Annotated in this window: 18 protein-coding genes; 2 read left to right on the top strand and 16 right to left on the bottom strand. The window is 63.3% G+C overall.

What is annotated here, in order from left to right:
- Positions 1 to 25: 25 nt before the first annotated feature.
- Positions 26 to 1,216: a mannonate dehydratase gene (gene uxuA / locus V1273_RS25860; protein WP_334384171.1), complete on the top strand. Its 1,191-nt coding sequence runs from the start codon at positions 26 to 28 to the stop codon at positions 1,214 to 1,216.
- An 88-nt stretch (positions 1,217 to 1,304) separates the two neighbouring features.
- Here the strand turns inward: uxuA and V1273_RS25855 are convergent, their stop codons facing one another.
- The 8 genes from V1273_RS25855 to V1273_RS25820 form a co-directional block, all read right to left on the bottom strand.
- The gene (locus tag V1273_RS25855) at positions 1,305 to 2,384 is read right to left on the bottom strand and encodes an ABC transporter ATP-binding protein (RefSeq protein WP_334381148.1); all 1,080 of its coding nucleotides are present in this window, start codon (positions 2,382 to 2,384) and stop codon (positions 1,305 to 1,307) included.
- Positions 2,381 to 3,361, bottom strand: coding sequence for an ABC transporter ATP-binding protein (locus tag V1273_RS25850; protein WP_334381149.1), 981 nt, complete (start codon positions 3,359 to 3,361; stop codon positions 2,381 to 2,383). The genes V1273_RS25855 and V1273_RS25850 overlap by 4 nt, the downstream gene beginning before the upstream one ends.
- Positions 3,361 to 4,932 carry an ABC transporter substrate-binding protein gene (locus V1273_RS25845; RefSeq protein ID WP_334411335.1) on the bottom strand — a complete coding sequence of 524 codons (1,572 nt, stop codon included), beginning with the start codon at positions 4,930 to 4,932 and terminating at the stop codon, positions 3,361 to 3,363. Before V1273_RS25845 ends, V1273_RS25850 begins: the two co-directional genes overlap by 1 nt.
- A 15-nt stretch (positions 4,933 to 4,947) precedes the next feature.
- A complete protein-coding gene (locus V1273_RS25840; RefSeq protein ID WP_334411334.1) occupies positions 4,948 to 6,516 on the bottom strand; it encodes an ABC transporter substrate-binding protein in 1,569 nt (522 codons plus the stop codon).
- Complete coding sequence (locus V1273_RS25835) at positions 6,513 to 7,400, bottom strand: ABC transporter permease (protein WP_334411333.1); 888 nt, start codon at positions 7,398 to 7,400, stop codon at positions 6,513 to 6,515. Before V1273_RS25835 ends, V1273_RS25840 begins: the two co-directional genes overlap by 4 nt.
- The gene (locus V1273_RS25830) at positions 7,397 to 8,335 is read right to left on the bottom strand and encodes an ABC transporter permease (RefSeq protein WP_334411332.1); all 939 of its coding nucleotides are present in this window, start codon (positions 8,333 to 8,335) and stop codon (positions 7,397 to 7,399) included. The genes V1273_RS25835 and V1273_RS25830 overlap by 4 nt, the downstream gene beginning before the upstream one ends.
- 349 nt (positions 8,336 to 8,684) lie before the next feature.
- On the bottom strand, positions 8,685 to 8,939 hold the full coding sequence (locus V1273_RS25825) for a hypothetical protein (protein WP_334364064.1): 255 nt from the start codon (positions 8,937 to 8,939) through the stop codon (positions 8,685 to 8,687).
- Positions 8,940 to 9,195: 256 nt separating this feature from the next.
- Entirely contained in the window at positions 9,196 to 9,942 is a 747-nt protein-coding gene (locus V1273_RS25820) for a class I SAM-dependent methyltransferase (protein ID WP_334411331.1), read from the bottom strand.
- A gap of 182 nt (positions 9,943 to 10,124) precedes the next feature.
- Between V1273_RS25820 and V1273_RS25815 the strand changes: the two genes are divergently transcribed.
- Complete coding sequence (locus V1273_RS25815) at positions 10,125 to 10,439, top strand: helix-turn-helix domain-containing protein (RefSeq protein ID WP_334411330.1); 315 nt, start codon at positions 10,125 to 10,127, stop codon at positions 10,437 to 10,439.
- A 6-nt stretch (positions 10,440 to 10,445) separates the two neighbouring features.
- On the opposite strand, the gene V1273_RS25810 is transcribed toward V1273_RS25815, so the two are convergent.
- From V1273_RS25810 to V1273_RS25775, 8 genes are all read right to left on the bottom strand, one after another.
- Positions 10,446 to 10,979 carry an NADH-quinone oxidoreductase subunit B family protein gene (locus V1273_RS25810; RefSeq protein WP_334364061.1) on the bottom strand — a complete coding sequence of 178 codons (534 nt, stop codon included), beginning with the start codon at positions 10,977 to 10,979 and terminating at the stop codon, positions 10,446 to 10,448.
- Positions 10,980 to 11,095: 116 nt separating this feature from the next.
- Positions 11,096 to 12,607, bottom strand: a complete 1,512-nt coding sequence (locus V1273_RS25805) for a hydrogenase large subunit (RefSeq protein WP_334364060.1) — start codon at positions 12,605 to 12,607, stop codon at positions 11,096 to 11,098.
- Between the two features lie 14 nt (positions 12,608 to 12,621).
- Positions 12,622 to 14,073 (bottom strand): hydrogenase 4 subunit F, encoded by a 1,452-nt coding sequence (locus V1273_RS25800; RefSeq protein ID WP_334364059.1) that lies wholly within the window; start codon positions 14,071 to 14,073, stop codon positions 12,622 to 12,624.
- Positions 14,070 to 14,732, bottom strand: coding sequence for a hydrogenase-4 component E (locus tag V1273_RS25795; protein WP_334368975.1), 663 nt, complete (start codon positions 14,730 to 14,732; stop codon positions 14,070 to 14,072). Before V1273_RS25795 ends, V1273_RS25800 begins: the two co-directional genes overlap by 4 nt.
- A gap of 5 nt (positions 14,733 to 14,737) precedes the next feature.
- Positions 14,738 to 15,694 (bottom strand): respiratory chain complex I subunit 1 family protein, encoded by a 957-nt coding sequence (locus V1273_RS25790; protein WP_334364058.1) that lies wholly within the window; start codon positions 15,692 to 15,694, stop codon positions 14,738 to 14,740.
- Entirely contained in the window at positions 15,685 to 17,700 is a 2,016-nt protein-coding gene (hyfB, locus tag V1273_RS25785) for a hydrogenase 4 subunit B (protein WP_334364057.1), read from the bottom strand. Before hyfB ends, V1273_RS25790 begins: the two co-directional genes overlap by 10 nt.
- Positions 17,700 to 18,008, bottom strand: coding sequence for a helix-turn-helix domain-containing protein (locus tag V1273_RS25780; protein WP_334411329.1), 309 nt, complete (start codon positions 18,006 to 18,008; stop codon positions 17,700 to 17,702). The genes hyfB and V1273_RS25780 overlap by 1 nt, the downstream gene beginning before the upstream one ends.
- A 291-nt stretch (positions 18,009 to 18,299) precedes the next feature.
- Entirely contained in the window at positions 18,300 to 18,884 is a 585-nt protein-coding gene (locus V1273_RS25775; protein ID WP_334364055.1) for a DUF2889 domain-containing protein, read from the bottom strand.
- Positions 18,885 to 18,904: the final 20 nt, after the last annotated feature.

Genomic DNA, 18,904 nt, shown 5'->3' with positions numbered 1-18,904 from the left:
TTCTCACTTCAGGAGCTTCCGCATGATGCTGCAGGGATGGCGGTGGTACGGACCCAACGATCCCGTATCGCTCGACGATATCCGTCAGGCCGGCGCGACCGACGTGGTAACGGCGCTGCATCAGGTTCCGATCGGCGAGGCCTGGACGCGCTCAGCCATTGAGGAGCGGAAGAACCTGATCGAGAACTCGCAACCGGGCCGCTCGCCACTGACTTGGTCGGTGGTGGAATCGATCCCGATTCCTGATGACGTGAAGCGGTTGGGGGGCAAGGCGACGCGCTCGATCGAGGCGTGGATCGCGAGCATGGAGGCGGTCGCTGCCGCCGGTATCAAGATCATCTGCTACAATTTCATGCCGGTCGTGGACTGGTGCCGCACCGATCTCGAATGGGAACTGCCGAACGGCGCCAAGGCGATGCGCTTCGACCAGGACCGGTTCGCGGCGTTCGACCTGCACATCCTGCAGCGCCCGGAAGCGCCTGCTGAATATTCCGAGGCCGCGCAGCGCCGCGCGAAGCAGGTCTATGAAGCGATGACGCAGGCCGATATCGACGTCCTCATCACCAACATTGCCAGCGCGCTGCCGGGATCCACCACCGATCCCCTGACCATTCCGCAATTCCGCGACCGCCTGCAGCAATACCGCGGCATCGATTCCAAAGTGCTGCGTCAGCACTTAAGCGAATTTCTCGCGCGCGTCGCGCCGGTGGCGGAGCAGGTCGGGGTAACGTTGACGCTGCATCCGGACGATCCGCCGCGCCCGCTGTTCGGCCTGCCGCGCATCGCCTCATCGGTGGAGGACTATCAGGCGCTGTTCGACGCGGTGCCATCCAAGGCCAACGGCATCTGCTTCTGCACCGGCTCGCTCGGCGTGCGCCCGGAGAACGATCTGCCCGCGATGGCCAAACGCTTCGCGCCGCGGATCGGCTTTGCCCATCTGCGGGCGACCAAGCGGGAAGCCGACGGCCTGTCGTTCTGCGAGTCCGATCATCTGGATGGCGACGTCGACATGATCGCGGTGTTGAAGGCTTTGCTGGCGGAGAACCGAACGCGCTCGCCGGAAAATCAGATCGTGTTCCGGCCCGATCACGGCCACCGCATGCTCGACGATCTCGCCGCGACCAAGCGCACCAATCCCGGCTACACCGCGATCGGCCGCCTGCGCGGCCTAGCCGAGTTGCGCGGTGCTATCCGCGCCATTGAACACGCCGGCTAGGGCGGGAAGTGCCCCGAGAGGGGCCCCATTCTACTTTGCATGGGGTTGTTTTCGCAATTTTGTGTCTGGGCCCTTACACCACTCTGGCTCAGGCCGATGTCCGTGCCGTCTTCGCCGCCTCGAAGGCCGCCAGCCGTGCGGCGAACTTTCCATTGGCAAGGCCGGCGCGCGCGAGGATGGTCGGGGCGGGCAGCGTCTCGAAAAAATGACAGGCGACGCGATGGCCGGGTGCCGCCTCGCGCAGCTCCGGCTCCTCGGCCGAGCAGCGCGCCTGCGCATGCGGGCAGCGGGTATGGAAGCGGCAGCCGCTCGGCGGCTTGAACGGGCTCGGCACGTCGCCCTGCAGCATCACGCGCTTGGTGCGGAGCGCGGGATCGGGCTTCGGGATCGCCGCCAGTAGCGCCTGGGTATACGGGTGCAACGGCCGGTCGTAGAGCGACTTCTTGTCTGATATCTCGACCAGCTTGCCCAAATACATCACGGCGACGCGGTCGCTGATGTGCTTCACCACGGCAAGATCATGGGCGATGAACAGATAGGAGAGGCCAAAACGCTGCTGCAGATTCTGCAGGAGGTTGACGATCTGCGCCTGGATCGAGACGTCCAGCGCCGACACCGGCTCGTCGCAGACGATCAAATCGGGATTGGCGGCGAGCGCGCGGGCGATGCCGATGCGCTGGCGTTGCCCGCCCGAGAACTGGTGCGGATAGCGGCTGGCATGTTCGGGCAGCAGGCCGACGATGTCCAGCAGCTCGCGGCCGCGTGCCTCGCGCGATGCGTCGTCGCCGATTTCGTGAACGCGCAGCGGCTCGGCCAGGATTTCGCCGACCGTCATGCGCGGATTGAGCGAGGCGTAGGGATCTTGGAAAATGATCTGCATATGCCGCCGCATCCGGCGCAGCGCATTCTTGTCGAGATCGGCGATTTCCTTGCCCTTGAAGCGTACCGAGCCGGCGGTCGGGTCCATCAAACGCAGGATCAGCCGTCCGGTGGTTGACTTGCCGCAGCCGGATTCGCCGACCAGCGCGAGCGTCTCGCCGCGGGCGATCTCGAAGCTGACATCTTCGACGGCGCGCACGAGCCCGATGGTCTTGCGGCGGATCAGCCCGCGGGTGACCGCAAAATGCTTGACCAGGCCGTCGACCTGCAAGACGGGGGCGTCGCTCATGATGTCACCTCGACCGGGGCTTTCCAGCACGCGACCTGGTGACCGGGCGCGATGTCGCGCAGCGGTGGCGGATCAAGCCGGCAGCGCTGGTCCGCAAACGGGCAGCGCGGCGCAAAGCGGCAGCCCGCCGGCTGGTTGTTGGGGCTGGGCACCGTGCCCTCGATGGTGGCGAGCCGCTTGCGGTCGATATCGATGCGCGGAATCGAACCGAGCAGGCCGATGGTGTAAGGATGCTGCGGGTCGGCGAACAGGTCGTTCACGTCGGCGCTCTCGACGATTCGCCCCGCATACATCACCAGCACCTTGTCGGCGACCTCGGCGATGACGCCGAGATCGTGGGTGATGATCAGGATCGCCATGCCGAGCCGCCGCTGCAGGTCGCTCAACAGGTCAAGAATTTGCGCCTGGATGGTGACGTCGAGCGCCGTGGTCGGCTCGTCGGCGATCAGCAGCGCCGGCTCGCAGGAGAGCGCCATCGCGATCATGACTCGCTGCCGCATGCCGCCCGACATGTTGTGCGGAAAGTCGTCGATGCGCTGCGCCGCTGACGGAATCCGCACCAATTCGAGCATCTCGATTGCGCGCGCCCGCGCCGCGCGCGGCGACATCGCGGTATGGGCAAGGATTGCCTCGACAATTTGCTGTCCCACGGTGTGGACCGGATTGAGCGAGGTCATCGGTTCCTGAAAAATCATCGACATCTTGCCGCCGCGCAGCCTGCGCCGCTCGTCGGCTGTGAGCTTTAGCACGTCGCGATTGCCGAACAGCACCGCCTCGGCCTCGACCTTGCCCGGCGGGCTCGGCACCAGGCCCATCACCGAAAGCGAGGTCACGCTCTTGCCGCAGCCGGATTCGCCGACAAGGCCGATGGTGCGTCCGCGCGGAACGCTGAAGCTGATGCCGTCGACGGCGCGGAACAGCCCGCGGTCCGTCGCGAAGTGGGTTTTCAGGCCGCGAACCTCGAGAAGATTATCCATCAGAACGAGTAATCCAGACCCTTGTAGAAGGTGTTTTGATAGAGCATGTGCGGCCGCACGTCCTTCAGCTTCTTCGAACTGGTCGTATACATGGCGACGTTCATCACGGGCATCAGCAGATGCTCGTTCGTTACCTTCTCCTGCACGCGCGCGTAGTTGAGCGCACGCTCTGCGTCGGTGAGCGCGGCGCGGCCGGCGCGCAGCCACTCGTCGGTCTCGTCGTCTTTCCAGTTCATGCGGTTGGGCGTCGGGATGTTCTTGGAGTTGAAATAGATGTTCATCAACTCGCCTGCAGACAGATAGGGCACGGTGACGGTCCACAGCTCGAAGTCCTGCTTGCCCATCTCGGCAGGCGCGATCGTGGAGTCGAAACCGACGATCTTCCAGTCGATGCCGATCTTGCGCATGTAGCCTTGAATCGCCTCAGAAACGCGCGGGAAGTAGGTGACCTGCGGGAACAGCACACGGGGTGCGAGCTTCATGCCGTCCTTCTCGCGGATGCCGTCGGCGGCGACTTTCCAGCCGGCCTCGTCCAGAAGCTTCTTGGCGCGTTCGACGTCTTCCTTGATGACGTTTTTGGTCTTCTCGGCGAAATCGAGCGCCTTCGGATCGACGTAGGTGAATGCCGGCTCGGCATTGCCCAGCATGATGCCCTTGACGATCTCGGCGCGGTTGATCGCAATGTTCATGGCCTCGCGCACGCGCTTGTCGGCGACCATAGGGCGGGTGATCTTGTAACCGTAATACATGAGCTGGAAGTTGGGCTTGGCTTCCTGAACGGTCAGATTAGGCGCGGCCTTGACCTGCTCGATGAATTGCAGCGGGACCTGATGGGTGAGGTCGAACTGTCCGCCCATGATGGCGGCGACGCGGCTGGCGTCCTCCGGCACGATCTTGATGCTGAGTTTCTCGAACTTCACCGGGCCCTTGTTCTGATACATCGACGGGCCCCATTTGTAGGCGTCGTGGCGCTTCAGCACGATTTCCGTGCGCGGCTGCCAGCTCTCGAAACACCAGGGACCGGTGCCGTCGATTCCCTTGATGCCGTAGTCCTTGCCGAGCGTCTCCACGCTCTCTTGATTGTGGATCGCATTGGTGTACATGGTGAGCTGCAGCAGCAGTTCGGAGTAGGGCTCGTTGAGCTCATATTCGACAGTATAGGGATCGGGCGCGCGCACTTCCTTGATGTCGCCGGCGCGCCAGGCATAGGGCGCTTTGGTTTCCGGATCCTTCAATCGCTTGAACGTGTAGACGACATCGGCGGCGGTGAACTTCTTGCCGCTGCAGAACGTCACGTCATCGCGCAGCTTGAAGACGTAGGTCTTGCCGTCCTCGCTGATCGTCCACGATTTCGCGAGGTAGGGGATCGTCGTCTTGCCGTCCCAGTCGAGCGCCACCAGCGTATCCTGGAACATGTTGACGATATCCGACGTCGGCGACCAGGTGGTGCGCTGGCCGTCGTAGTGCGGCGCATCCAGTGACTTCATCACCCGCAAGGTCTGCGCCTCGGCCGTCGAGCACATTCCGGCCATGCCCAGCAGCGCCACAGCGCCTGTCAAAATGCTGCGCATCGTGTTCCCTCCCTGTTATTTCTGCCGCGACACGTCCAAGCCCTTATAGAAAGTGTTCTGGTAGAGCATGTGCGGCCTGGCATCGGTGATCTTCTTGTTGGCCACCTGATACATGTTGATATTGAGCACCGGCATCCAGAGGTGCTCGCGCATCACCTTCTGCTGCACCAGCGCGTAGTATTTGGCCCGGTCGGTGTCCGTCAGCGCCGAGCGGCCATGCTTCAGCCATTCATCGGTCTCGGCGTCTTTCCAGTTCATCCGGTTGGGCGTCGGGATGTTCCTGGAATCGAAGTAGATGTTCATGAGATCGCCGGCCGACAGATAAGGCACCGTCACCGACCAGATTTCGTAGTCCTGCTCCGCCATCTTCGCGGATGCAATGGTCGAATCCCAGGGCTGCAGCTGCCACTGTATGCCGATGCGGCGCAGGTAGCCCTGGATCGCCTCGGCAATGCGCGGCGTGTTGCCGGCCTGGGTGTAGTAGACCTTCGGTTGCAGCTTGACGCCGTCCTTCTCGCGGACGCCATCGCTGCCGATTTTCCAGCCGGCCTCATCGAGCAGCGCCTTGGCGCGCTCGATATCCTCTTTCACGATGCCCTTGGTGGTGGGGTCGTGATCGAGCGCGTCCGGATCGACAATAGTGAAGGCCGGTTCGGCGTTGCCGAGCAGCACGCCCTTGGCGATCTCGACGCGGTTGATGGCGATGCTCATCGCTTCGCGCACCCGTCGGTCTTCCACCATGGGCCGCGTCGTCTTGAAGCCGAAATAGAGCAATTGGAAATTCGGCTTCGCTTCCGTCACGTTCAGCATCGGTGCAGACTTGGCTTGGGCGATGAACTGCGGCGGGAATTGATTGGTGATGTCGAACTGCCCGGCCATCATCGCCGCAACGCGGCTGGACTCCTCGGGCATGATCTTGACGCTGAGCTTCTCGAACTTCACGGGCCCCTTGTTCTTGTACATCGAGGGGCCCCATCGATAGACGTCATGGCGCTTGAGCACAATTTCGGTGCGCGGCTGCCAGCTCTCAAAACACCAAGGGCCGGTGCCGTCGGCGCCCTTGATGCCGTAATCCTTGCCGAGTGCTTCCACGCTCTCCTTGTTGTGGATCACGTTGGTGAACATGGTGAGCTGCAGCGGCAGCTCGGAGAAGGGCTCGTTGAGCTCGTACTCGACGGTGTAGGGATCGGTCGCGCGCAATTCCTTGATGTCGCCGGCCCGCCACGCGTAAGGGGCCTTGATCGCGGGATCCTTCAGGCGCTTGAAGCTGTAGACGACATCCTCGGCGGTAAACTTCTTGCCGCTGCAGAACGACACGTCGTCGCGCAGCTTGAACGTATAGGTCCGGCCGTCCTCGCTGATCGTCCATGATTTGGCGAGATAGGGGATCGGCGTGCGGCCGTCCCAGTCGAGCGCGACCAGCGTGTCCTGGAACATGTTGACGATGTCGGAGGTCGGGGTCCAGGTGGTGCGTTGCGCATCGTAATGCGGCGCGTCGATCCCTTTCATCAGGTGGAGCGTCTGGGCCGTCGCCGGGCCGGTGACGCATAGTGCCAAGGACATTCCCAGTACGAACCTGATCATGTCTGCAGCCTCGGATCGAGGACGTCGCGGAATGCGTCGCCCAGAAGGTTGGCGGCCAGCACGATCACGAAGATGGCACAGCTCGGGATCGTCGCGATATGCGGCGCCATGAACAGGAAGTCGCGGCCCTGCGCTGCCATCATGCCGAGCTCGGCGATCGGCGGCTGCGCGCCCATGCCGAGGAAGCCCAGCGCCGAGCCGGTCAGGATGATCTGGCCGAAGCGCAACGTCAGGAACACGAAGATCGTCGAAATGCAATTGAGCGTCAGGTAGCGCCAGATCAGTGCGCCGTCGGACACGCCCACGGCGCGGCCGGCTTCCATGAAATCCTGACCCATCACGCCCATCGCCGCGCCTCGCGCCTCCCGCGCGACAGCGGGTACGGTTGCAACGACGAGCGCAATAGCAACAGCCGAGAGCCCGGCGCCGAAGATAGCGGCCACTGCAAGCCCGATCAGGATTGCCGGGAAGGCCAGCATAATGTCGACCAGCCGCATGATCCAGCCGTCCAGCCGGCGATAATAGGTGGCGAGGATACCCATGATGCCGCCGATCAGGCCGCCAACGATCACCCCGACCAGTCCGAGTATCAGCGTGTTGCGGGTTCCGAAGATGACGCGGCTCAAGATGTCGCGCCCGGTATTGTCGGTGCCGAACCAGTGCGCGGCGTCGGGAGGCAGCATCACCTTGGTGAGGTCGGTGAAGTAGGGATCGTAGGGCGCGATCCAGGGCGCAAACAGCGCCGCCAGCACGATAGCCGCGAGCGCCAGCCCGGCGAGTGCAGCGACGCGGTCGCGCGCCAGCCGGCGCAACACCCCGGCGCGAGCGAATACGCCGGTTTCGCGCTCCAGGACAAAGCCTTGCTCGAGAGCCTCGACGCTCATCTGCGCTGCACCCTGGGATCGAGATAGACGTAGAGCACATCGACCAAGAGGTTGATCGTCAGGAAGGCGATGGCGAGGATCATGATCGCGCCCTGCGCCGTCGGAAAATCGCTGGAGACGATGGCGCCGACGGCAAGCCGGCCGACGCCGGGCCATGAGAACATGGTTTCCGTGACGACGGCGCCGCCGAGCAGGAACGCCGCTTGCAGCCCGATCAGGGTGACGACGGGGATCATGGCGTTGCGCAGCGCGTGATGAATGATCACCACCCGCTCACGCAATCCCTTGGCGCGCGCCGTGCGGACGAAATCGGCACCGAGCACTTCGAGCACGGCGGTGCGCGTCAGCCGCGCGATCGGGCCGATCAGCACCGCGCCGAGCGTCAGAGCGGGCAGGATCAGGCTCGGCAATCCGCCGTCCCATACCGGGCCGGTACGACCGGTGAAGGGCAACAGCGCCCATTTGAATCCAACGAACTGGATCAGGATCAGGCCGATAAAGAACACCGGCATCGACACGCCGGCGACCGAGCAGGCCATGATGATGCGATCGGTGAGGCGGCCGCGATGGACTGCCGCCAGCGTCCCGAGCCCGAGCCCGGCCGGCACGGCGATCAGCATCGCACCGAGCATCAGCTCGATCGTCGGCCCGATCGTCATCGCCAGTTCCTCGCTCACCATTCGGTTGGAAATGATGGAGCGGCCGAGATCTCCGCGCAGCACACGCAGGATGTATTCAAAGAATTGAACGGGGATCGATCTGTCGAGACCGAGTTCCTGTCGGATCGCAGCGATGGTCTCAGCCTTGGCATCGGGCCCGGCAATGATCATCGCGGGATCTGCCGGAACGACCTGCAACAGGCAAAAGCAGAGGAAGAGAACCCCGAGCAAAGCGGGAAACGAAATCAGCAGGCGATGGACAATCTGTTGTCCCATGCGACGCCAACGGACGGTTGGGCCAAAAGGAACTCACGCGCCCAGGCCGACGCTATTGTCTCTCCCTTGGCAGCCGCACTTCGTCCGACGTGCGCGGCATTTGATTATCGGGGAATAGTGACATGCGTCCGACGCAGCGTCACGCTCAATCTGACAATTCGTTTCGGGCTGCGTCCTTTTGCGTCGGCGCGACGACTTCTTGCGATGCGAAAAATCCGTGTCACGGGATTTTCGCTGACGCGCCGGCCGTGCTTGGCATCGCGCCCATCTCGACGATGAGCGAAATCGGTGTGAATGCGTCCAGTGGTGAATAAACGGCGGTCACACGCGCAGGGATTCACAACGCGATCTACTGCACGACGTTTCCGATGTGCTTGCTGGACGCACGGCCAGATGAACGTTCGAACTCATGAGAGCCGTCCATCAGGTGCATTACCTCGATGCAATCGGCGTTCAGGCGGTCGTTGTCGACCAGCCGCCCCGCAAGCACCTTCGCCTGAGAGGGATCGTCGGACTGTACATCGACCCAGCGCTGGAGGCACTTGAAGCTGTGACCGTCGGAATTCAAGAGATCTTTGTAGAATGAGACGCGGTAATTGCTCATCTTGGCACTCCCCGTCGATCCGGCATCTAGGCGCTAGCTTATACTCTCAGGCGTGGACGTCGGCCAGCCGCTTGCCAGCCCGCGAAGTCGATTTAATCTAACGCGCTGTTCGAGATGCCGGCCATGCACCCTGTAGCTGTCCATCTAGTCAAAAGCTACCGGAAGGATCGAGGTGGCGACGGCGCTTGAACCGAGTGCCGGTTGACTCCTATCCCACGGCCGGCCCCGCCGGCGCGCAACGATTTGCCGCGGCGCGCTACCTGTCAGCGGCGGAATACATCGCGCCGAGGTCGCGAGCCCGCAATCTGCCTCGCCGGATCGACCACCGCTCGAGGCTGTTTTGCATCGCCTCGGCAAGCGCCGGATGCGCGCTTAATCGCTTTTCCGGCACGCACGCGATGATCGCATTTCGATCCTGGACGCCCTGTTCGTCGATGATCCACGCTGCCAGCCGGTCGCCGGCAAGCCGCGCGGCGATGCGATCGGGTACCGGGTCGATGTCGTTCGCGACCAACACGTTCATCACGATGCGGCCGCCGGGCGTCAACCGCGCGCGGATGGCATCGCAGGTCTCGACGTCGAATTCATCGTCAAAGCGAAAATCCGGACCTCCGACATCGATGGCGATCCCGTCGTAAAGCAGATCGTCGTCGAGAATGAACTTCCGGAAATCGGATGCGATCAGCGGCAATCCGTCCGGCAGCCCAAAATAGCGCTGGGCGATCACGAAGCTGATCGGATTGTTGTCGACGATCGTCAGCTCTTTTCCGAGACGCGCCAGTCTGGTCGCGAGATTCCCGCCGCCGCATCCCAGGACGAGGATGTTCGTCGCGCGATGCAAGAGCTCGTCCATGAGCCTGACATAGCTGAAAACGCTCTCGCCGTCGGGCGTGGCCTGACTCTGCCTGATGTCTTCCTCGAAATAGATCAGTGTTCCATCCGCGGTGCATTCGACGATCTCGATCGCGCCGTTCCTGCCCCGATAACGCCCCAGCAACCGCACCTGACATCACCATGCATCAAATAGGATGTATGAAACATCGCTTATCATGTAAGATGCCCGATGCCAATCGGGCGGGGTGAATGTTCCTCGGCACAGATGATGTGCTGCACCTCTGAATTGATGCTTGAGCCCGTAATTTAGACGGTATATCCGTAATCATCCGGAATCGGAGAACCCGTCCCATGATTACCGCCAATCAACTCAGGGCCGCGCGCGCACTCCTGAACATAGATCAGCGGCAGATGGCCGATCTCGCGGATCTTTCCGTGCCGACCATCCAACGCATGGAAGCCAGCGATGGCGTCATCCGCGCCAATGTCGATTCCCTCATGAAACTGGTTTCCGCGCTCGAGAGCGCCGGGATCGAGTTGATCAATCCGGGCGCCGCGAGCGCGACCGGGGGGCGGGGCGTGCGCCTTCGCGAACATGTCACAAATCCGAAGATGAAGGTCAAGACCGTGCGCCAACCCAAGAAAGTACTGGAGCGGGCTCGATAGCGTTCCTCATGACGTAATGGTGCGCGTGTCCGCCTGTTCGACCAGCGCCAGCAGTCCTCGCAGCATGGCTACGGGGGTAGGCGGGCAGCCCGGAATGTGCAGGTCGACCGGGACGACTTCGGAGACGCCGCCGATGACCGCATAGCTGCCGGCAAAACATCCGCCGTCCCGCGCGCAATCTCCGACCGCGACGACCCATTTCGGGTTCGGCGTCGCGTGATAGGTGCGCTCCAGCGCCTCGCGCATGTTCTTCGTCACGGGCCCCGTCACCATCAGGACGTCGGCATGGCGCGGCGAGGCGACGAACCGCAGGCCGAACCGCTCCACGTCGTAATAGGCATTGTTGAGCGCGTGAATCTCCAACTCGCATCCGTTGCAGGATCCGGCATCGACCTCGCGTATCGAAAGGCTCCGGCCGAGCCGGCGCCGCGCCGTCTGGCCAACTGCGGTCGCAAGTTCCGCCACCGCGGCATCGGCCGCCGATGGTGCCGGTTCGGTGAGCGGTTGACGGAACACGCTTTCGAAAAGCAGCTTGCGCATCGCATCGTGTCCTTAGAGCGAGATGCCTTTTTCTCGAATAGTCATCTCGCTCCATCCTTTTTTGTTTGAGCATGATCCTCTCGGAAAACCGGTACCCACTTTTCCGGGATCATGCTTTAGAGATCGTGGCCCGAATAGGAGCAGTTGAACGACTTGTTGCAGAGCGGAAAGTCCGCGACGATGTTGTTCTCGATCACGGCTTCCAGCAGCGGCCATTGAAACCATGAGGGGTCGCGCATGTGGCATCGCTCGATCAGGCCGTTGCGCAAGCGCAGCCAGACCAGGATGTCGCCGCGGAATCCCTCCACGATCGCCATGCCCTCGCGCACCTCTCCTCCAAGCGGGACTTCCTTGCGTATCGCCCCCTGAGAAAGCCGGCTCAGTATCTGGTCGATCAGCGACAGGCTTTGCTCGACTTCGCGGATCCTGATCCAGACACGGGCGTTGACGTCGCCTTCGTTCAGGACGGGAACGTCGAAGCGCAGACTGTCATACGGCGGATAGGCTAGCGCGCGGCGCGCATCGAACGACCGGCCCGAGGCGCGGCCGACATAGCCGCCGGCGGCATATTGGCTCGCCAGTGAAGCTTTCAGCGTGCCGGTATCGACGGTGCGATCCTGCAGCGAAGCGGTGTTGTCGTAGAGTTCGACCAGCGCCGGAAAGCGCAGGCGGATATTGTCCAGCGCGGCCTGGATGGCTTCCACGCCGTCACTGCCGATATCACGGACCACGCCGCCGGGCACGATGACGTCGCGCATCAGGCGATGGCCGAAGGCCGCGCCGGCTGCGCGCAGTACGCTCTCGCGCAACACGCCGCAATGTGCATGCATCAGCGCAAAGGAAGCGTCGTTGCAGATCGCGCCGATGTCACCGAGATGGTTGGCGAGCCGCTCGAGTTCTGCGAGCAGCGCCCGCAGCAACACGGCGCGCTCCGGCACCCCGAGATCAAGTGCGGCTTCGGCGGCGCGCGAAAAAGCGTAGGCATAGGCGACGGTGCTGTCGCCCGAGGCGCGGCCGGCGAGCCGAACGCCGCGTTCGAGGCTCGCGCCGGTCATCAGGCCGTCGATGCCCTTGTGGACATATCCCAGCCGCTGCTCCAGCCGGACCACGGTCTCGCCGCTGGCGGTAAAGCGGAAATGTCCGGGCTCGATGATCCCGGCATGCACCGGGCCGACCGGAATCTGGTGCAGGCCGTCGCCTTCCGCGGCGAGAAAGCGATAGGGCGTCGCCTTCGGCAGCGCGTCGATGCGATCGCCCAACGGGAAGCGCACGCCCCAGCGATTGTGATCGAGCCAGGGCCGTGCATCTGATGAGTCCTCGGCGGACAATCCGAACAGATCGTGGATGGTGCGCTCCAGCCGCCGGGCCGGCGGGTGATGCCGGCCCACGGAAGGAAAGCGACGATTGGGGCAATCCAGGCTGATGACCGCGATACCAGCGGTTTGACCATCCATGATCGCCATGTGAACCGTTGCGGGATCGCCCCACAGGCCGAGCAGGCTCCAGCGTCCATGCGCCAGTTCGCTCGCCGCAAACGTCCAGACCGAAGCATCGACCACGACGCGCGGCCACGGGCCGTGTTGCCCGACCTTGCGGCCTTCCAGCGTCAGATCGATCAGCGATGGCATGTCAGTCCTGTCCTCTATCCAAGGAGTTGGGCCACGTGCTGGAACCAGACCACCAGCGGGGCGGGAAGATAAATCCCTGCGCCTAATACCAGTGCGAGATGCGCGAACATCGGAATGTAGGATGCGTCGGCAGGCGCCGTGCTGCCGCGCGGTTCGCCGAAGGCGACGCTGGTCAAGCGCAGCGTCAAGGCGCCGAAGGCCAATAGCAACCCGAACACCAGCAAGATCGCAAGCAATGGCTGCCTTGCAAAGGTCGAGCTCACGACCAGGAATTCACTCATGAAGATGCCGAGCGGCGGTAGTCCCGCGATTGCGACGACGCCTACCACCAGTCCCCAGCCGAGCGCCGGATGGGTCACGGTCAAGCCGCGGATCCGCGATATCCGCTGCGTGCCCTTGATTTGCGATATGTGTCCGACGGCATAGAAGATCGCCGACTTGGTCAGGCTATGCATCACCATGTGCAGAAGCCCGGCGAAATTGGCGAGCGGGCCGCCCATGCCGAACGCAAACACGATGATGCCCATGTGTTCGATCGAGGAGTAGGCGAACAGGCGTTTGATATCGCGCCGCCGGTACAGCATGAACGCCGCGAAGATCAGCGAGACCAGGCCCATCGTCACCATCAGCGGACCGGGCGCGATCGACGCCGGGTTGGCGGCGAGCAGTATCTTGAAGCGCAGCAGCGCGTAGAGCGCGACGTTCAGGAGCAGGCCCGACAACACCGCCGATATCGGCGTCGGCCCCTCGGCATGCGCATCGGGCAGCCAGGCATGCAGCGGCGCGAGGCCGACCTTGGTGCCGTAGCCGAGAAACAGGAACACGAACGCGACGTTGAGCAGGGCCGCGTCGAAGTTCGCGGCGCGCTCGACCAGCAGCGTCCAGACCATGCCGTCCTGGCCTTCGCCCATGACCGGGCGCGCCGCCATGTAGACCAGGATGGTGCCGAACAAAGCGAGCGCAATTCCGACGCTGCCGAGGATGAAATACTTCCAGGCGGCTTCGAGCGCCGCATGGGTACGGTAGATGCCGACCATCAGCACCGTCGTCAGCGTCGCGAGTTCGACCGCCACCCACATCAGGCCGATATTGTTCGACACGAACGCGAGATTCATGCCGAACATCATGATCTGATACATGGCGTGGTAGAAGCGCAGGTAGGCCGGCGTCAGCCGTCCGGTTTCGAGTTCATGCGCGATATAGCTCGCGCTGAAGATGCTGGTGGTGAATCCGACGAAGGTGTTGAGCACGATGAAGACGATGTTCAGATCGTCGATCAGCACGTACGGTCCGGGGGAAGAACGTTCCATCACGAACAGGCAGAGCGCAGACAGGAAAGTCGCGAGGCTGGCCAGCACGTTCAGCCGCGCCGTCAGCCGGTAGCCGGGCAGCGCAGCCAGCAGCGCCGCCGAAGAGATCGGTATCAGCAGAACCGCTGTGACCGGGTCGAAGAAAGGCAAGGTCATCGGCGTTCGCCCCGGAAGTCGTCGAGCGCGGAGACATCGACCGAATCGAAGCGCTCGCGGATTCGGAACAGGAAGATGCCGACCACGATGAACGCGATCAGGATCGAGAAGGCGACGCTGATCTCGACCACCAGCGGCATTCCCTTGGCCCCGGTCGCCGCCAGCACCAGTCCGTTCTCGAGCGACATGAAGCCGACAACCTGGCTGACCGCGTTGCGGCGCGTCACCATGACCAGCAGCCCAAGCAGCACCACCGACAAGGCAAAGGCGAGATCCTCGCGCGCCAGCGGGTCGGCGTCGCTCGTCACCCGCAGCATCAGAACCAGCGAGAGCGCGACCAGGCCCATCCCGGCCAGCATGGTCGGGCCGATTCCGACGGCGGACTCGATGTCGCGGTGAATTCCGAGCTGCTTGACGATGCGGTGCAGCGCCACCGGAATGATGATCGCCTTGAACACCAAGGCGATGAACGCGGTGACGTAGAGATGGGGCGCATCCTGAATGAAGGCCTGCCAGGCGACCGAGAGCGACAGCACCAAAGCGTGGAGCGCGAAAACGTTGAGCAGCGAATAGAGACGGTCCTGATACAGCATCATCAGGCTGATCAGCACCAGTCCGCCGGCCAGCGTGTGCGAAACGTCGAAGGCGAGGCTGTGCATCTGCATCAGAAACTCCTCGAGACGAACAGGAGCAGGGTGCCGAGCAAGCCCAGCATGAGCGCCGCGCCGAGGAACTGCGGAACACGAAACACCCGCATCTTTGCGGTCGCGGTCTCGAACAGCGCGAGCAGGAAGCCGGCCAGCGCGAGCTTGACGATGTAGGCGCCGGTGCCGATCGTGTAGGACAGCGCTCCGCTGCCGTACAGCGCGATCTGCCAGGGGAAGAATACGCAGGCGATCAGCGAGACATAGAGCAGCAGTTTGAGGAACGCGCCGAGCTCGATCATCGCCAGATGGCGCCCTGAATATTCCAGGATCATCGCCTCGTGCACCATGGTGAGTTCGAGGTGCGTCGCCGGATTGTCGACTGGAATGCGCGCGTTCTCCGCGATCGCCACCATGAACAGTGCGACCAGCGCCATGCCGAGCGACACCCGCAAGCCCACGTAGGTCGACGCCAGGAAATGCGCGACCGTCGAAAGCTGGGTCGAGCCGGCGACGAGCGCGAGGCAAAACACGATCAGCAGCATCGCGGGCTCGGCAAGCGCGGCGATCATGACTTCGCGGCTCGAGCCGATGCCGCCAAAACTGGTGCCGACGTCCATTCCGGCGAGTGCCAGGAAGAAGCGCGCGCTCCCCAATAGCGCGACAATGGCGATCAGATCGGCGGTCCAGTTGAACAGCAGTCCGGTCGCGAAGGTCGGGACCAGCGCAGCGGCCACCCAGATCGCGGCGAAGGTGATGTAGGGCGTGACGCGGAACAGCCACGACGCGTTGTCGGCGAGCACCACCTCCTTGCGCATCAGCCGCAGCAGGTCGCGGTATGGCTGAAAGACGGAAGGGCCCTGGCGGCGTACCAGCCGGGCCTTGATCTTGCGCACATAGCCGGTCAGGAGCGGGGCGAGCAGCAGCACGAGCAGCATCTGCACACCTTGCACGATGATGTCGGAGATCACGACCATATCGCGAGCACCAGCAGCAATGTGACGAGGGTGGCAAAGACCAGGCTGAGATATCGCCGGATGGTCAGGAACTGCAGGCGGTTGAGCCGCGTGGACAAGAAGCCGACGGCATCCGCAATCGGCGCATACATTCCGCTCCAGACCAGGTCATGCAATTCGATCCTGAGCCGCGCCGGCCCGATATCTCCCGGCGGCGGCATTGTGACGTGATCGCGGGCGTGGAAGACCAGCGTGCCGAACACCCGGCGGATCGGTTGCGCAAAGCTGACGCCTGAATATTGCGCGGCGGGTGTCGCGTCGGAGAAACCGCATCCCCAGGCCGGCCCCCGTCGCAGCGCGCGCGAGGCGAAGCGGTGAATGAAATAGACCGCCAACGAGGCGGTTGCCGTGATGAACACCATCACCAGCAATCCATTGTACGAGCTGCGGCCCTCCGCGATCGGCACGATTGAAAGCCAGGGTTGACTGGCCTGCGCCGGCATGCGGCTGCCGACAATTTGGGTGGCGACGGGTGCAAGGGCGTCGATTGCCAGTCCCGGCAGGATTCCGGCCAATAGACAAAGCGCGGCGAGGATGAACATGGCCGCGAGCGAGAACCGATCGACCTCACCAGCGGTCTTTGCCGCCGGGCCGCGGGGGCGACCGAGAAAGGTCACGCCATAAGCCTTGACGAAACAGGCCGCCGCCAGCGCCGCCGCCAGCGCGAGCATCGCGCCGACCGCGGGCACCATGATCTTCAGCGCCCATTGCGCCAACTCCGGGCTTTGCAGCACCGCCTGGAAGATCAGCCATTCGGACACGAAGCCGTTGAACGGCGGAAGCGCCGAGATCGCAACGCAGCCGACGAGAACGACGAAGCTCGTGAACGGCATGCGGTGAATGAGGCCGCCCAGTTTGTCCATGTCGCGCTCGCCCGTCGCAGTCAGAACGGCGCCGGCGCCGAAGAACAGCAGGCTCTTGAAGAAGGAGTGGTTGAGCACGTGAAACAGGGCAGCCGTGAAGGCGAGCGCGGCGGCGAGCTTCATGCCATTGGCCTCGAACGCCATCGCCAGGCCGAGGCTGACGAAGACGATGCCGACATTTTCGATGGTGCTGTAGGCCAGGAGGCGCTTCAGATCCTTTTCCATCATGGCGTAAAGAATGCCCATGACGGCGGTGATGCTGCCGAGGAACAGCACGACCGCGCTGGCCGGCCATGTCGGCTGTCCCTGCAGATCGAACATGACGCGAATGAAGCCGTAGATCGCGACCTTGGTCATGACGCCGCTCATCAGCGCCGAAACATGGCTCGGGGCCGCGGGATGGGCGAGCGGCAGCCAGACATGCAGCGGCACCAGGCCGGCCTTCGAACCGGCGCCGAGCAGCATCAGGATCAGCACCAGGGTCGCCGCATAGGGCGTGTGCTGCGCGGCGCGAATGGCCGCGAATCCATAGTCTCCGGCAGGCCCTGCCAGCAGGCCGAACGCCAGCAGCAAGGCGAGCGTGCCGAAACTCGCCATCACGAGATAGACGTAGCCGGCTTTCGCGTTGCCCGGTTCGCGATGATGCGCCATCACCAGCGCCCAGGACGCCAGCGACATGAATTCCCAGCACAGCAAATAGGAAAATGCGTCGTCGGCCAGCACCACGAGATTCATGCCGGCCAGAAAGGCGGGAAAGAACGGCAGTACGCGATGCGGCGCGGGGTCATGATGGCCGTAACCGAGGCCATAGAGACTTGCCGATGCCCCGCCCAGATTGACGACGATGAGGAAGAACGACGCCAATGCGTCGAGACGAAAATGCGCGCCAAGCCATGGCAAGCCCACCGGCAAAGTGAGGGTGGTGGCGTCCGTGGCGCCGCCGAGCAGGCTGCGTAACGCGCCGGTCAGTGCAATCGCGGATACCGCCAGTGTCGCGCCGTAGATGACGGCCGTGGCGGTCTTCGAGCGGCTCAGCGCGATCGCCAGCATGGCCAGCCCAAGCAACCCGGCGACACAGACCATTTGCAGAGCGACGGCCGACATTATTTGCGCGACCTCGCTCCGCTCGATGCCTTGTTTTCCGGTCGCGCGTTGGAAGATCCGTAATCGGCCTTCAGCCGCACGCCGCGCCCGCCGTCGGCGCTGCTCGCCCCGGCATCGATCAATTCTATGCCGGCGCCCTCGAGCGCGGTGATCAGCTTCACCAGCGAATCGACATTGCCCCGAACCATGGTCTCACTTGCTTCCATGCGCTGGATGGTCGGCACCGAAAGCCCCGATAGTGCCGCGAGCCGACGCTGATCGATGCCGAGAAGCACCCTGGCAGCCCGCAATTGAGCCGCAGTGATCATCAGTCTGCCTCGCCGGCAAGGCTCGGGCCAATTATGGACGTCATTCCTGCATCCTAATTATTGATGTTCAGATGTCAATAAGTGATATCTCAGATATCTATTCTGAGGGGTGTGTTCGAGGACGAAGCCGCAGCGCGCCGCTTCTTGGCGGCGTGGGGCTGATCCGGGGTCCATGCTCGGCCCGTTAGGTCCCGCGTCTTCGGAGCAGCGCTACCGGACGATGCTTCGCATCGCCTGGGCTGTACCGCGTCCGGGACACGGAGGCTGATTCAAGGGAGAACCGTCAGGCGCTCAATCCTGCGCCGCCGGCTTGGTCGCGAACTGCGGAAACATCGCCGCGACGACGGGGCCGTCGGTGCGCCAGGAGTGGCAGCCGCCGATGAAGAATGGGCGCTTGCCGGAGTTCTGCTGGTTCTCCAGCGTGTCGCGGCCTTCCGGATTCTTGCCGTAGGACATGGTCTGATACAGCGTGGTCACGGCGGGGCCCAGCAGTTCCGCCAGATGCGTGCAGGTTTCCAGCCGGCTGATCTTGCGCCGCACCGTTTCGCGCCAGCCGGGGCCGATGCGCTCGCCGATCAGGCGCTGCAAGATCGGCTCGACCTCGAGACAGGTCGGATAGGGCGTGGCGCGCATCATCGCTTCTGCCTCGCGGATGGTCATGTCCTCGTCGATCGCGAGCCGCAGGCCGATATCGTGGACGGGATCGCCCGGCTTCAGTTCGCCGCGGAAACGATCGGCGCGCTGGACGAAGGGTTTTGTGTCGCGCAGCCAGGCCTCGACTTCCCAGAGCCCGTCGTTCCGCAGAAAGCCTTCGCATTCGACCGATCGCGTGTGCATCAGGCGACGCGATGGCTTGCCGTTTTCCAGAGACATCATTCCGTATCCTGCTTCGATGC

It is taken from the genome of Bradyrhizobium sp. AZCC 1721, from assembly GCF_036924715.1.
Classification (GTDB): Bacteria; Pseudomonadota; Alphaproteobacteria; order Rhizobiales; family Xanthobacteraceae; genus Bradyrhizobium.
This window is presented reverse-complemented; position numbering and strand designations above follow the sequence as displayed.